Source organism: Lysinibacillus sp. FSL P4-0201 (assembly GCF_038593425.1).
GTDB lineage: Bacteria > Bacillota > Bacilli > Bacillales_A > Planococcaceae > Lysinibacillus > Lysinibacillus capsici.
On the sequence record NZ_CP151995.1, the window covers coordinates 690,535 to 706,578 of the forward strand.

The 16,044-nt window shown below is 37.5% G+C and carries 8 protein-coding genes; 3 read left to right on the forward strand and 5 right to left on the reverse strand.

The window, feature by feature from the left end; genetic code table 11:
• Positions 1-19: 19 nt before the first annotated feature.
• The 3 genes from MKY76_RS03365 to MKY76_RS03375 form a co-directional block, all read right to left on the reverse strand.
• Positions 20-1,576 (reverse strand): polysaccharide biosynthesis protein, encoded by a 1,557-nt coding sequence (locus MKY76_RS03365; protein ID WP_319839915.1) that lies wholly within the window; start codon positions 1,574-1,576, stop codon positions 20-22.
• Positions 1,573-2,313, reverse strand: a complete 741-nt coding sequence (locus MKY76_RS03370) for a WecB/TagA/CpsF family glycosyltransferase (protein ID WP_233436295.1) — start codon at positions 2,311-2,313, stop codon at positions 1,573-1,575. Before MKY76_RS03370 ends, MKY76_RS03365 begins: the two co-directional genes overlap by 4 nt.
• Before the next feature lie 342 nt (positions 2,314-2,655).
• Positions 2,656-4,506: an S-layer homology domain-containing protein gene (locus MKY76_RS03375; protein ID WP_342557414.1), complete on the reverse strand. Its 1,851-nt coding sequence runs from the start codon at positions 4,504-4,506 to the stop codon at positions 2,656-2,658.
• 632 nt (positions 4,507-5,138) lie between these two features.
• Here MKY76_RS03375 and MKY76_RS03380 point away from each other — a divergent pair.
• The 3 genes from MKY76_RS03380 to MKY76_RS03390 all read left to right on the forward strand — a co-directional run bounded on the left by MKY76_RS03380 (position 5,139) and on the right by MKY76_RS03390 (position 13,920).
• A complete protein-coding gene (locus MKY76_RS03380) occupies positions 5,139-8,819 on the forward strand; it encodes an S-layer homology domain-containing protein (protein WP_342557415.1) in 3,681 nt (1,226 codons plus the stop codon).
• A gap of 649 nt (positions 8,820-9,468) precedes the next feature.
• A complete protein-coding gene (locus MKY76_RS03385) occupies positions 9,469-11,361 on the forward strand; it encodes a stalk domain-containing protein (protein WP_342557416.1) in 1,893 nt (630 codons plus the stop codon).
• A 66-nt stretch (positions 11,362-11,427) separates the two neighbouring features.
• On the forward strand, positions 11,428-13,920 hold the full coding sequence (locus MKY76_RS03390; RefSeq protein ID WP_342557417.1) for an S-layer homology domain-containing protein: 2,493 nt from the start codon (positions 11,428-11,430) through the stop codon (positions 13,918-13,920).
• Positions 13,921-14,007: 87 nt separating this feature from the next.
• Here the strand turns inward: MKY76_RS03390 and MKY76_RS03395 are convergent, their stop codons facing one another.
• Together MKY76_RS03395 and MKY76_RS03400 are read right to left on the reverse strand one after the other, a co-directional pair.
• A complete protein-coding gene (locus tag MKY76_RS03395; protein ID WP_342557418.1) occupies positions 14,008-15,267 on the reverse strand; it encodes an HlyD family secretion protein in 1,260 nt (419 codons plus the stop codon).
• Positions 15,264-15,941, reverse strand: coding sequence for a hypothetical protein (locus MKY76_RS03400; RefSeq protein ID WP_342557419.1), 678 nt, complete (start codon positions 15,939-15,941; stop codon positions 15,264-15,266). The genes MKY76_RS03395 and MKY76_RS03400 overlap by 4 nt, the downstream gene beginning before the upstream one ends.
• Positions 15,942-16,044 lie beyond the last annotated feature (103 nt).

The following is a 16,044-nucleotide window of genomic DNA, read 5'->3' on the forward strand; positions in this document are numbered from 1 at the left end:
AGTGTCCTACCTCTCTTATTTATGAAAATCTTTTTCCGATAACAGGGATTTTCTTTAAATCTTGTTTATGAATAGCTTTCATCAGCCATAGTAGAAGGAAGTAAAGAGCTCCACCAACTACGATTGCGACAGTTAGATAGCCCATTGCCGACATTCTTGACCAATGTGTAAAGTCAAGCCAAAGTGTTGGTAATCCAACTGCTGCTCCCATTACAATTGAAGACACAATCATTTTCACCGTATCTTTTCCAAGGACAGTAAAGCGAATCGTACGATAAATTAAGACAGAATTCACAATAAATAACACAAAATACACTAGCAAAGTTGCATAGGCAGCACCATCTAAACCAAATGCTTGAATAAGGAAGATGTTAGAAAACACCTTAAGGACAACACCGCTCAAAATAATGAGAGCTCCTGTTTTGGCAGCATTCATGCCCTGTAGAATACCTGTTCCTAGCAAAGTCAGTGATGTAAAGACAGAGCTTAGATTGATGATGGCTAACATTAAGCTTCCCTCTAAGTCTTTAAAAAGAGCTAGATTTAAAGGCAAGGTTAAGGCTAGTAGCCCAATCGCAGCTGGCCATGAAATAAGATGTGTCATACGATGAGTTTGCTCAATAATAGTGCGTGTTTCATCCAATTTACGCTCAGCTAGCTTCGTTGTAATTAACGGCACAAGCGGCAAGATAATCGAAGAAGCAAAAACAGTCGTAATTTGAACTAATGTAAGTCCTCGACCATAAATACCATAAAGGTAGCTAATTTCACTTGCATCTGCACCAGCACTTCTTAAGCCATATGTAACCGTAAAGGAATCTACAAAGTTAAAGAGTGCCATTGTCACAGAACCGATCGCAATGGGAATAGAAATCTTTAAAATGGTTTTACTGTATTTAGAGAAATCCTTACCAGAATATTTCTCCTTACTCGTCACTTTTACCGAAGAACGGAAATATTTAAAGAGTAAATAGAAAAGTGAACCGAGGGCTCCTAATACAGAGCCTGCCATAATTCCACCAGCTACGATATCATTTGAATAATCCATTGCTACTAGGAAATACGCAACAATTAAAATTAATGCAACACGTACTAACTGCTCAATCACTTGAGAGATGGCAGTAGGTCGCATATCCCCAAAACCTTGGAAAAATCCACGATAGACAGCCATATAAGGAGCTACCAGTAATGTAAGGGCAACAATAATTAAGGCAATCTCTGTTGAAGGCCCACCAAGTGCATTCGCTATCTGCTCTGAAAAGCCGTAAATGATTGTAAAACTAATGACGCCAAAGGATAATGCAAGGATTCTTGCAGTCACATAAATTTTCTTAATTTTGGCAGTATCATGACTCGTCCTAGCTTCGGCTATTAGCTTAGAAATAGCGATAGGGATACCCGCAACGGATAAATAAAGTGCTACCATATAAACAGGATAGACAAGACTAAAAATACCAAGTACTTCATCACCAGCAATATTTTGAAGTGGTATACGGAAGATACTTCCGATTACTTTGGAAAGTAAGGTGGCAATCGTCAGGATGAGTGTGCTTTTAACAAATGTTGACTGACTCATTTTGTTTTGCCCTGACCTTTAAATTTTAATGCAAATACCTTTAAAGCAAAGCGAGGGAGTACAAGCATTCTTCCAAACCGACTTGGCTGGCGTAACAGTCGATAGAGCCATTCAAGATTTAACTTTTGCCAGAGTACTGGTGCACGTTTTACAGTACCAGCGATGACATCGAAGGAGCCACCTACACCGATAAATACACCCTTTGAAAATTTATCAAGGTTTTCTGTTATCCATTTTTCCTGTCTTGGTACTCCTAATGCCACAAATACAAGATCAGGCTGTAAAGTTGCAATTTCTTTTGCAAAATCATTATTATTCCAGTCGAAGTAGCCATCATGATAGCCAACGACATCAACGTTTGGATAGTTCTTATGAATATTGGCAACCGTCTTTTCGATGGTTTCCTTTTGAGCACCTAGTAAATAGATTTTAAAATGCTTTTGCTGACCAACCTCTAACAGACGTACCATCGTATCATAGCCAGTTACGCGCTCTGGAAGTGAATCTCCAAGGATTTGTGCAGCCTTAACGACACCAATGCCATCTGCACAAATGTATGTTGCCTGCTTTAAGTAATTCATGACAGTTGGATTTTCATTTGCCTGCATGACAACTTCAGGATTGGCTGTCACAACGAAAGTTTTTTCTTGCTGTTCAATACGATTAACGAGTAAATCAACAAACCCTTGCTGACCAATATGTAAAAAGGGTACGCCCATAATCGTTACATGCCTCATATAGTGTTCAAACCTTTCTGTAATTCCATTTTCACTGCAATCTATCATACCACAAAAGCAATATTGACAGGAAATTTTCGATAATGGTTTTAACGGGGACTAAGTAGGGTATAGCGCTGATAACTGAACGAATTTTAAAAGGTACAGTACTCGTCCTATTAACCTTTTTAGGACACTATTTTGACGTAGAATTTACTAAATTTTAGGGGGATAGTATGAAAATTATATCCTAAAATTTCGAGTTTCTTCTATTATATAGCGCTTTCATCTCGGTGATAAAAAATGACTAACAAAAAGAATGCGAATTATCTTCGCACTCTTCTTTTGCGCATCCTATTAAAATCATTTTTTTACAATATAATCGCCATGTACCCAACCCGTTTTTCCGTTGTAAAGCACCTGATACCAGGCACCATTTTTTATAAACTCACCTTTATCGTCTACAACACCGATAATAAAGCCATTCGGTTTAACAGTACCTAAAATAGCACTTGTCGTAGATGGTTCACTTCGAACATTAAGTGTAATGTTCATATTAACAATTTGTAAGCCATTTTCAAGACTCACATAATCATCAATCACCCAGCCCTCTTGTCCATTGACACTTACTTTCAACCAACCACCATTTTCACCAAGAACTTTAAAGGAGGTATCCTTTGGCAAATTCGTAATAATCGAAGCATTATCTGCTGTATTTGGATACGTTCTCATATTGAGATTAATCGTCGTTTTACCAGTTGCTCCAGCTAACCCTAAATCCAATGCGTATTGCTTCGATGGACTCGGTAATGAAGGAGCGGAAGATTGACTTTGATAGGCAGGCACATCAAACACTAGGTTTGTTGTCGTATGAGCACCAATTAATTCATAAATATCATAGATCTTTTTCGCTTGAATGACGGCCCACATCACATGTGTTGCATACTGGTGGACTGTTGGATTATCAGGATTCCAACGCATTTTATAGAGCGTATCCTGCCCCCTGCTAATATACTGATCCTTTACAAATTGGGCACCGCCGATAATGGCATCCTGAACAGTAAACCAGCCATTTGTATAAGCGCGCTCCGCACCATACTTATTAGCATCGGCATCTATAGCGCCAATACCGTAAGCATTGTAGGTTGTCTTAATAGCAGTTAATTTATCCCGATTTTCTGGTGTTGCTACCATTGGCTTGCCATTTGTATCTAAGCCAACCTCGATCCCTTTAATTAGTGCAGAACCACCATTGGCTGTTTCATGCAAGGCATGCGAGACTAAATAAATAGCATTGATTTTATTGTCTACACCAGCTTGAATGAAGGCATCCGCTGTACCTGCTAAGCTTCCTTTATTGGCAAGTACTTTATCATTTAGCTCTTTTGCACTCAGATTATTGACAACAGTAGATAATTTTAGGAATTGATAATAAGATGGGCTATCCTGCATAAAGCTTTTTGGGTGTACATAGTATGACACTAGTGCCTCGCTAGCCGTGAAAATGCCAGCACCATCGACCTTTGGATTATTCATTGTTTGTTTACTCACTACAGAGGAGTAATCATGTGAGTAATTCGTCGTCATATATTGCTTACCACCTGTCCCAGGCGCCTCTAGATGGATTAAACGATAGAGCACGGTAGCTGCCTCAGCACGAGTTGTTTGAGCAAGAGGTGCAAATTGATTATTTGGCTTCCCAACAAGTAGTCCTGTTGTGACGACAGCTTGTACATCTGCATAGGCCCATTTGGCAATGCGCGCATTATCACTAAAAGCAATAGGGGAGGAAGATGTATTGATGTTTTGATAAGTAAGAGCTCTTTTTAACATAGCCGCCATTTCCTGACGATTAATGTGATTATTCGGATGGAACTTACCTTGCTCGTCACCTTTAATTAACCCGTGATAGCTTGCTTGCTCGACTACTCCGTAATACCAGTCACCTTTTTTAACATCTGTAAAGGTTGCCTGACTAGAAGCTGCTGGTAAGTTCAGTGTTCTAACAAGAAAGGCTGCAAATTCAGCACGAGTGACAGCATCATTCGGACGATATTGGCCGAATTCATCACCCTTCATTAAATCGTTGGTAATAAGATAGTTCATTTCATGGTAGGCCCAGTGCTTCGAAATATCTTCTGCTGAAGCGGTAGTTGGCGCAAGATATAACATGCCTGCTAGCACGGCCCCGTAAAGAGGAAATTTACGTTTCATTTTTTAAGCTCCCTTCAATAGCTGATATGTTCTATCAAACTATCAAAAGTGTAGCATAAAAAGTGGCAATCTATTATTACAACATGGGGACAGATAGATTTAGCTTTTTACTTAATAAAGAAGAAACTCATAAAGTTGGTGGGGAAGAGGCGGAATTCGCTAAGAAACGCCTTCTATATTTCGGTTTCTTTACAATTATAACTAAAATATTACGGGAGTCTTTAATTTTTGACAATTTAGTAACCATTCCAGAAAATGCTTGGTTATTATTGAGAGTAAGGTATAATAGGTAACGGAACTATATGTTACCAATCCAAATGAGGATATAATTAGTTGTAATTTTAATGGTTTCTACTAAATACCATATTAGGTATGGTAAAAAAATCTTATATAACTAAATTTATGTCCCAATGCTTGAATTTCGGAAAAGATAGTGTTATATTATTGTAGAAAGTGAATAAACTTACTAGAATGGTATTCTACTACGCTTTTTCTAGTAAATTTACTAACAAATTTGCTTTAGTTTTGTATTATTCAAGAAAGCTATAATACATACATTTAGGTAACTAGGCGGTACTATAGTTTTCGTTGGATTAATATCAATTTAAGGAATTTTAGGGAGGAATACATTAATGGCAAAGCAAAACAAAGGCCGTAAGTTCTTCGCGGCATCAGCAACAGCTGCATTAGTTGCATCGGCAATCGTACCTGTAGCATCTGCTGCACAAGTAAACGACTATAACAAAATCTCTGGATACGCTAAAGAAGCAGTTCAATCTTTAGTTGACGCTGGCGTAATCCAAGGTGATACTAACGGGAACTTCAACCCACTTAACACAGTAACTCGTGCACAAGCTGCAGAAATCTTCACAAAAGCTTTAGAATTAGAAGCTAACGGAGATGTAAACTTCAAAGACGTGAAAGCTGGCGCTTGGTACTACAACTCAATCGCTGCTGTTGTAGCTAACGGCATTTTTGAAGGTGTTAGTGCAACTGAATTTGCACCAAACAAATCTTTAACTCGTTCTGAAGCTGCTAAAATTTTAGTAGAAGCATTCGGTTTAGAAGGTGAAGCAGATCTTAGCGAATTTGCTGACGCTTCTCAAGTAAAACCTTGGGCTAAAAAATACTTAGAAATCGCAGTAGCTAACGGCATTTTCGAAGGTACTGATGCAAACAAACTTAACCCTAACAACTCAATCACTCGTCAAGACTTTGCACTAGTGTTCAAACGTACAGTTGACAAAGTTGAAGGTGAAACTCCAGAAGAAGCAGCATTTGTTAAAGCTATCAACAACACAACTGTTGAAGTAACATTCGAAGAAGAAGTTACTAACGTTCAAGCACTTAACTTCAAAATCGAAGGTTTAGAAATTAAAAATGCTTCTGTTAAACAAACAAACAAAAAAGTTGTTGTATTAACTACTGAAGCTCAAACAGCTGATAAAGAGTATGTTTTAACTCTTGACGGCGAAACAATCGGTGGCTTTAAAGGTGTGGCTGCTGTAGTTCCAACTAAAGTTGAACTAGTATCTTCTGCAGTTCAAGGTAAACTTGGTCAAGAAGTAAAACTTCAAGCTAAAGTAACTGTTGCTGAAGGTCAATCTAAAGCAGGTATTCCTGTTACTTTCAACGTACCTGGAGACAACAATGATGCTGTTGTTCCTACAATCGTAGGTGAAGCAGTAACAAATGAAGAGGGTATCGCTACTTATTCTTATACTCGTTATAAAGAAGGTAGAGATGATGTAACTGTTTATGCAACTGGAGATCGTTCTAAATTTGCATATGGTTATGTATTCTGGGGCGTAGATACAATTCTATCAATTGAAGAAGTAACTACAGGTGCTACAATTAACAATGGCGCTAACAAAACTTACAAAGTTACTTACAAAAACCCTAAAACTGGTAAACCAGAAGCAGGTAAAACATTCAACGTTGGATTCGCTGAAAACATGGATGTAACTTCTGATAAAGTTGCAAATGCTTCAGTTAATGGTGTGAAAGCATTACAATTAAGCAATGGAACTGCTTTAGACGCTGCGCAAATTACAACAGACTCTAAAGGTGAAGCTACATTCACTGTTTCAGGTACAAATGCTTCTGTAACTCCAATCGTATTTGATTTACATGATACTAAAAATAATACATCAAATAAAAAATACAGCACATCAGCTTTACAAGTATCAGCTACAAAAGTAACATTCGCAGCTGTTCAAGCAGAATATACTCTTGAGTTAACTCGTGAGGGTGGCGAAGTAGCAGCAATTGGTCAAACTAACGGCCGTGAATATAAAGTTATTGTAAAAGATAAAGCTGGTAACTTAGCTAAAAATGAAATCGTTAATGTTGCATTCAATGAAGATAAAGATCGCGTAATTTCAACAGTTACAAATGCTAAATTTGTTGATGCAGATAATGATGTATTCTACACGGGAGATAAAGCAAAACAAATCTCTGTAAAAACAAATGATAAAGGTGAAGCTACATTTGTTATCGGTTCTGATACAGTAAATGATTATGCAACACCTATTGCTTGGATTGATATTAACACTTCTGATGCAAAACAAGGTGATCTTGATGAAGGTGAACCAAAAGCAGTTGCACCGATTTCTTACTTCCAAGCAGCATACCTTGATGGTTCAGCTATCAAAGCTTACAAACAATCAGATCTAACTAAAGCTGTAACTAAGTTTGATGGTTCTGAAACTGCAGTATTTGCAGCAGAATTAGTAAACCAAAGCGGCAAAAAAATGAATGGTACTTCTATTAAGAAAGCAACTTATACAGTTTACAATACTGGTGCTAATGATATTAAAGTAGATAACCAAGTTATCTCACCAAATCGTAGCTATACAGTAACTTATGAAGCTTCTTTATCTTCTACAGGAACTGTTATTACACCTGCTAAGAATTTAGAAGTAACTTCAGTTGATGGTAAAACAACTTCTGTTAAAGTAATTGCTACAGGTATTGCTATCAATACAGATGGTAAAGACTATGCATTTACAGCTAAAGAAGCTACTGCTACATTTACAGCTACATCTGAAGTACCAGCTTCATATACTGGAGTAGTTGCAGAATTCAATTCATATGATTCTGGTAAAAACAACAATACAATTACATTTGCTGGTAAAAACCCAGTGAAATATGCTGGTGAATCTGGTAAAACATACAAGTACTTCGGAGCTAATGGTAATGAAGTATTTAGCGAAGTAGCATTTGAAGCACTATTAAGACAATATGTTGGTAACAGCAAAGTTACATTATCTTACAGTGTAGATGGCGATACAAAAACATTTAAAGTAATTACTGTAGATTCTACTGCACCTGTAGCTGATCGAATTGTAGAGAATACGTCTCCTACAGCTGTAAATAGCGCTCCAACTGCTAAAGCAGTACCTGCGCAAACAATTCAAGTTGGTGCTACACCTTTAACGTTCACTACATCTGATTTAGCTACGGATGAGAATGGCGATCCATTAACTATCTTATCTGCTTATACTTCTAATCCAACAATTGCAACAGCTGCATTAGTTGGACCAGCTAATACATCAATCACGGTTACTCCAGTAGCTAATGGTACAACTACTGTAACAGCTGTAGTAGCAGATGACAAAAATGCAACAACTACTGTAACATTTAATGTAACTGTAACTCCTACAGTTTATACAAGTGTGATTTCTAATGGTAACCCTGTAATTCCTTATGCTGCTGCAACACCAACAAAAGCTAAGGCAACTTTACCAACATTTACAACAGTAGCAGTTGGTGGTAACTTAGAAATTACTGATGAAACAGGCACACCATATAATGTTGCTTTAACAGCTGGTCAAACTCCAGCACAAGTAGTAGCTGCAATTAATACATTTGCTTCTACTTATGGTGTTAAAGTCAATGCTTCAGTAGTAAATGAAAAAGTTGAATTAGTATCTGTAGGTACTGGTACTACTGCAACTCTTAATGTTGATGGAGATTCTACTTTAGAATTCGTAGCAGGTACACAATTTGCTACTGCTCAAGCAACAATTGTAGCAGGTGCAGCAGGTACAGCTACTCCAGCTAAATATGGATTTAAAGTAGCATCAGGTGTAGCAACTGGTAAAACAGTAGATTATACAATTACTCTTGGTTCAGCAACTGCAACTATTTCAGTTCCTGGTGCTGCAACTGTAAGTCAAGTTGTAACAGCTCTACAAGCTGCTAACTTAACAGGCTATACTGTAACTGCAAATGGTGATGTTATTGAAATTACACAAGCAGTTCCAGCAGCAACTTCTGATAAGTTAGTTGTTAAAACTGTAGAACAATAAGAATATAAGAATATTCCACAATATATGAATATATATTGAAGGGTTTTTATAAAAATATAAAGTTCTATGCGAGAGAAATCTTGCATAGAACTTTTTTTATAGGTTTTATATGACAATAATGACAAATGGTTATTAAAATTACTATAAAATTAATTTAATGATATAAAACAATGTTTAATTAAATAATTAATAATGAAATCGTTATAAGAATACTCTTTCTCATAGTTTTTTGTTCCTATATTTAAAATCTTGCTTACAATAAAAATAGGAATTTCTTTTAAAAAGAATTTAAAATTTTTGGTAACCTTTTATTTAAAAATAAGTCTACTTAATAGGATGGTTGATAGATTAATATGTATTCGCAATTAACTCCATCCATAGAGTAAGTAGAATTAAATTAAAAATAAAATATTATACATTAAAACTCGGTGTAATAGATGGTATTAAAAGGATTTATTAGGCAATAAAGAATTTTGTAGAAAATATTCACAGAATTATGGAAGTCTTTTTTGTATTATATGAAGCTTTCGAAGGAGAAAGGCTAGCACTCTAGTACCGAATTCTACTCTTTTCGATATAAATCCCACATTTTAGGGGTTTTTCGTGTTAAGATGATAAAGACTATTGTAAGAGGAAAAAGGAGATTAAGATGTTTAAGAAACTTAGGACTACATGTATTGTATCAGCAGTTGCGTTGGCTACGATTTTGCCAGGACAAGCGTCTGCATTAGCGACTAGTAACAATGGAATTCAGATAAAAAACAATGTTTCGATTACGATTAATGGAGAGACGATTCAAGTCAATGATCCTATTTTAAATAAATCGGATTTCTTATTATTACCAATGCGTGCATTATATGAAGCGGTTGGCGCAAGTGTGGATTGGGATAAGGAAACATTGACTGCATCGGCGATTCGCAATGGTAAGATGGTTGATTTAACGATCGATTCGATGACTGCTTTAATAGACGGAGAAGAGGTTGCAATGGATGTTGCGCCATTTATGTATAAGGATCGTACTTATATGCCATTACGTTTCGTCAGCGAAAACTTTGATGGTATTGTTAATTGGGATGAGGCTACCCAATCGGTAGATATTACATTATCAGATGAATCAACAGCACCACCGCAGGAAGATCCATATATCTTACATATCAATAACAAACGTATTGTCATGAAAGATCCGATTGTTTCAAAAGATGGAAGAACCTATTTACCTGCTAGCTATATTTATGATTATTTAGATGATTCATCTGGTACTTGGCAACCTGATGGTTCCTTTGAATTGTTAATTGGTGGGATGAGCTTTATTTTTAATGATAACAGCAATCAGGCTTTGGTTAACAATGAAGCAGTGACAATGATCGAAAAGCCATTTATACAAAAAGGCAAAATGTATATTCCTACCAAGTTTCTTGTGGATGCATTAGGCGGAAATTTACGCTATATCACAGAGAAAAAAGAAATGTATATTTATGTTTACCGTTATATGTTCACAAGCCCCTTCCTAGATAAATCATTTGGTTCTACTTCCTATCCAGAAGCTGTTCCTTCTGCTCGTGTAGAAGGAGATCGTGATTTATTTATTAGTGATAATCCAGAAACGTTAACACGTAAGCTTGTGCCACTGAACAATGCGACACTTGCCCAATATGATGTGAAACCAACAGCGGCAACAAATAAGCATCGTATCTTTGGCTGGCATTACAACACATTAGGTACAGATGTCAATCTTGGGATTACCGTTCAAAACAAGTCTACGACAGAAAGCATTAAAGTCACTGACTCGAAAGGCATTAACCAAAAAACAGGTAATAGCTGGGTAGGTCATGATCTTGGCTTGACGATTGCGGATGCTGTTTTAAATAACAAGCTTCAAAAATCGGACAGCAGTGGTATTGTCATTGCACCAGGTGAAACAAAGGTCATCGAAACATATGAACTAAACTATGATTATATTATTGGCTTTTTACATGATTTAGATATTCAAGCGGTTAATGGTGGAAAGCCAGAATATACGATTCGCACAGTACTTACTAAGGATAATAGTGATTTAACAACAATTCAATCTGAGCAGGTGGCAGTTGATCAGTATGCTAAACACCCTAGAGGTGCATGGTCTAGTGCGTCAATTCTAGCAGAACTACCAGCGTACACAGTAGATTCTCCTGAGGTAGGCTACAATATTTCTAACGGTCGTACTGACCACTTACAAACGGCTGAAAATTCAATGTCGCAAATTAATGGCTCAGTAGGAAATCCGGGACATTTTGGTGTGAATTATAAAGTATCCATTCCTGTTGTCAATCCAACAGGCTCTACAAAAACGATTAAGCTGAAGTTGGCTGGTCGAGGAGGATTATACAGCGGAGCGATTAAGGTGAATGGCAAAGTGTATTTAGTGCCTTCTTTAAGAGTAGGGGCAGAGTATGTTGAATTACCAGATTTCAAGATGAAGGGTTCAAAAGATACGATTGAATTAGAACTAATGCATGCTGGTGGTGTGAATCTTCCAGTAGCGATTTATGTAGAAACAAAATAAAAAAGTCACTGGCACGGGTCATGTGACATGGTACGTGCCATACTTTGAATTAATTCGGAGTGAAAAATGGCAAGAAAACTAATAACGATTATTGTAGTCCTATTCATGCTTACACTAACAGTTAGCCCCATCAATGGACAAGCTGCTGGTTTAGGCAATAAAGTCAGTGAAGTTAAAACAGAAGTTTCACCACAGGTAATACATTCACAGCAAAACTATACGTCAGGTTCGATACGTCAGTTTGTAAATGTTTTAGATGTCAATTTAAATAATACATATACAAAACTAGAAATAGGTATGCCAAATCCTATTAATTCATTAAAAACAACATCAGCGATGGCCAAGCAAAACACATATGATGGGCATCGTGTTGTTGGGGCTGTCAATGCCTCTTACTTTTTAGGAAATGGTATGCCTGCGAACTTGTTAGCAGAAAACAATGAAATTGTGAACTATGGTATTTTGGGAGATACATATGATAGCCCAACACAAAAGCCAGTTGCATTTGGTTTATCGAAATCAGGAAAAGCGATTGCAGATTATTATTCTACGAATCTAACTTTCCAAGTGAATGGCAAAAGCTATCCTATTGATCTTATTAATAGTGAACGAGGAACAAATAAAAACGTTTTATATACACCTGAAAAAAAATCAACAGGGACAAATACATGGGGGGTAGAACTCGTTGTGTCGGGCGCTAGCCAAGATACAAGTACCTTGCATTTTGGTGATCAGTTCTCAGGTACAGTATCTCATGTAACAGCTTACGGAGCAGAAGGTAACTCTTCTGTACCAGCAGATGGCTTTGTTATCTCTGTCCAAAATAAAGAGTTAGCCGCTGAATTAAGTAGCATTACAGCAGGTACAAGCGTGGATGTCAGCTTATCAATCGATCAAAAATGGATGGATGCACAGTTCATCTTAGCTGCTGGACCAATGCTTGTGCGTAACGGCAAAGTGGATATTTCTATGCCAACGAATTCAGGGTTTGCTTCTACACGTAGTCCACGTACAGCAGTAGCTATAGATGCTACAGGTACAAAGGTATCTCTTGTAACTATTGATGGTCGCATAAGTGGTCATAGTAATGGTGTTAATTTATCAGATTTAGCTGCTCATTTAATTTCAGTGGGTGCTTCTTCGGCTATTAACCTAGACGGAGGCGGCTCTACAGCAATGGTGGCGCGTAACCCAGGAGGTTATTTCGCCAACCTAGTGAATAGACCGTCAGAGGGTAGTGAACGTCGTGTATCTGCCATTTTACAGGTAGTGAATACAGCGCCACCAGGGAAAGTAAAATCAATTACGTTAAGTAGTGTTGGTCAGGTAATGAAAGGTTCTTCTGTAGATATGCAGGTTGTAAGTGCCTATGATCAATACTTGAATCCAATGACCATCAACCCAGCAAATATGAACTGGACAGTTGAAGGTAATATCGGCAAAATGGATGGTGCAACCTTCACAGCAACACAAAAGGGTGAAGGGAAAATTATTGGAGAGTATGAAGGAATTCGTACGTCTACAGCTGTGAAAGTAGTAGATCTAGCAGAAAAACCTATTGTACTAGATAGCTTTGATAATACGTCATCTTGGATAACAGAAGTGGCGAAAGCTAATGCTTCATTAGCAAGCTCTAAAGAGTATGCAAGACAGGGAACGGCTAGCTTACAATTAAACTATGATTTCACAACAGCAGGTACAGGTACAAAAGCAGCCTATATGGTTGCGAAAACACCAATTGCTATTTCAGGGCAGCCTAAAAATATCGGTCTTTGGGTATTTGGCGATGCTGGTAAGCATTGGCTAAGAGGCGTTGTCATTGATGGTGCTGGAGCTAAGCATACAATTGATTTTACAAGCCAGGGTGGTTTAGACTGGAGCGGTTGGAAGTACGTGACGGCGAATATTCCGAGTGACTTACCACAGCCATTGAAATTCGAGCGTTTGTATGTTGCTCAGCCAACAGCATCTCTTCAGAAGAAAGGACAGCTGTATTTCGATCAATTACAAGCCGTTTATAAAGATAATCATGAGGAATTAGTTTATACAGATGTAACAAAAGGACATTGGGCATTTTCCGAAATCCAAAGTCTATACGATCAATCCCTTATTAAAGGATACTCAAATGGAACGTTCAAACCAGAGGCATCCATTACACGTGCTGAGGCAGCTACGATCATTGCCAGAGCTTTAAATCTAACTACAACGAAGGATTCTAGCTTTAAAGATGTGAGTAAGAGCCATTATGCATACAGTGCCATTGCCGCAGTTGAGCAGGCTGGCATTATTAAAGGGCAAGAGGCAGGGAAGTTTAATCCAAACGGACAGCTTTCACGTGCAGAAATGTCTGCCATTTTAACAAGGGCCTATAAATTAACGGGTACAAGCAAAGTAAGCTTCTCTGATGTGAAATCAACACATTGGGCATACAGCCATATCCAAGCACTTGTGGCAAATGATTTAACTGGCGGCTTCCCAGATAACACATTTAGACCAGATGCACAAATTACACGTGCGCAATTTGCAAGCTTCTTAAATAGATGTTTATCATTAAAATAAAAATGACGAATCCCCTGTAGTAATCTACAGGGGATTTCTTTTGTAAAAAAAACCGCCTTGTCCATAAAAAGACGAGGCGGATTTAGGTTAGAAAACGATATATTTCACATATTGCTTCCAAGTTAGCTCTTTAAAATGGCTCCAATGAATTTTCTCAACAGGTAATGTTCTGAAGGTATAGGCTTCGAGATTACGTTTCTCATTCGAGAGCATTGGCGTACCTTCATCAAGATAATCCATAAAAATAGCTGACTTAGCCGTTTTAAATTGTACATTGACATCAATTAGCTGAATTTTACCGTCCTGATTGATGATATACAGCTTTTTGTTCCCTTTTTTAGCTGTGGCTAGCCACGATTTATCGACTTTATAGGAATCGAATGCTTCGTTGACAATAATAGAGGCTTTGCCAGTTGTCGAAAATGGAATGTCCTCGAGTGGGGCATCTTGCTGTAAGGTCACTTCATAATTAGTTGGTTGTGGCAAGGCAGCCGTTTTGGCTAACTCATTTGCCCAAACTGTCTGATCGTCAGTAGCAATCGTTTGTTTTTCTAATACGATGCCAGATAGATCATCCTTGACATGTTTCACCTCGAAATCTACAGTTTGCCCTTCCTCCACCTTTTGCCATTCCTTTTCTGATAAATAGGCATACATTGCTTTTTCATTCGAATAGATTTCAAAAGTTAGCGCACCAGCTTCTTCCTTAATTGCTGCCATAACACCATCAATAGGGCTGACAATACCCTGACGAGATTGAATTTGTGTAATTTGGGCTTCAAGTAACGCAATTTGACGATTCGTTTCGGCAATATGTCGGTTTAACAGCGCAACTGCTGTCGAAGCTGAATTTTGTTGAGCAAGCTCTAATTTTAACGTTACAGATAGCATATCATTGATTTGATCCGTATTAATGGAACTTTTTGGGTTAGAGTCGTCTCCATATTCATCCTCAATTTGATCGAGTGCATCCTCTAAATCTTGTAATTCGGTTTCATAGGCCGTACGTTCAGATTCAAGCTTTGTTAACTCCTCATCCACCTCATCTGTTTTATAGGTAGCGAGTACATCATTCATCATCACTTCCTGGCCACGCTTTACATTCACAGCTGATAAGCTAGTTGCATCCGCAGTAATTGTGTATGTCTCAGCAGGTGCTACAATGGTATCTTTATGAACACGCTCTGTATTCGTGCCGATATAAGCTTTTTGAAATTCATCGATAAAGTAGGATCGTGTCACGTTGCTATTATCTTTAAAGACAAAATAAGCATTTATGCCGATTACTAGCATTGCTAACACGATGGTCGTAGTTGTCCATGGTCTTGTTTTGATAAATGCCATCATCCTAACCCCCTAGCAATCCATTCTTTAATTGGTAGTACACTAATCAAACCAACAAATATGGCCATAAATAGCTGTACACCAATCAATTTGACTACTAACATTTTTCTACTAGCCTCTTCCTCCCATTTTGATAGGAAGAGATACTGTACAATAATGATTAAAACAGTTGTTACCGTCAATTGATTGAGGGTAAATAACACGAAATCTGTTTCAATCACCTGTAAGGCAGCAGGAGCTAACGAGAAGAAAGAAAACATGGTTGTATAGCCTACTGCGTAGAAAACAGCAAAGAGGATTGCTTTTTCAATTAATAGAAAGGCTACAACATAAAGCTGTACTCTTTTTATCCAAGTATAAGGAATGTCCGTTAATAGATGTAAAAGATAGGTAACACCATAATAGTGGAAGCAAAAATAGACGATTGCCCATAAAACGGCACCAAGCATCGAAAGTATACGTGCTACATAGTATTCATTTTGTAAATCCTTTGCGAATAAGGACGTTAAATTTTCTGTCCCCATTCCCCAATATTCGCGAGCAGCAAACAACAGGATGAAAAGAATGAACATCGTTAGGACTCTTTTTTTATATCCGATGACCTCGCCTTCCTCTACGATGCTAGTAAAGTAGGTAGGATTTTTTAAGCTATGCCAGAACTTATAATGGTAAAACATAAAACAGCGTCCTTTCTTCCAAAATAGGATATCAAAGTTGTAGTATACACCTTGTAAAGATATTATGACATATGAAAATAGCTGTTTTTTTCCAATAAATTCA

What these genes read in the sequence shown, in the direction of transcription:
- MKY76_RS03400 (WP_342557419.1), bottom strand. Translation starts at nt 15,941, where the DNA reads ATGTTTTACCATTATAAGTTCTGGCATAGCTTAAAAAATCCTACCTAC.
- MKY76_RS03365 (WP_319839915.1), bottom strand. Translation starts at nt 1,576, where the DNA reads ATGAGTCAGTCAACATTTGTTAAAAGCACACTCATCCTGACGATTGCC.
- MKY76_RS03370 (WP_233436295.1), bottom strand. Translation starts at nt 2,313, where the DNA reads ATGAGGCATGTAACGATTATGGGCGTACCCTTTTTACATATTGGTCAG.
- MKY76_RS03395 (WP_342557418.1), bottom strand. Translation starts at nt 15,267, where the DNA reads ATGATGGCATTTATCAAAACAAGACCATGGACAACTACGACCATCGTG.
- MKY76_RS03390 (WP_342557417.1), top strand. Translation starts at nt 11,428, where the DNA reads ATGGCAAGAAAACTAATAACGATTATTGTAGTCCTATTCATGCTTACA.
- MKY76_RS03375 (WP_342557414.1), bottom strand. Translation starts at nt 4,506, where the DNA reads ATGAAACGTAAATTTCCTCTTTACGGGGCCGTGCTAGCAGGCATGTTA.
- MKY76_RS03380 (WP_342557415.1), top strand. Translation starts at nt 5,139, where the DNA reads ATGGCAAAGCAAAACAAAGGCCGTAAGTTCTTCGCGGCATCAGCAACA.
- MKY76_RS03385 (WP_342557416.1), top strand. Translation starts at nt 9,469, where the DNA reads ATGTTTAAGAAACTTAGGACTACATGTATTGTATCAGCAGTTGCGTTG.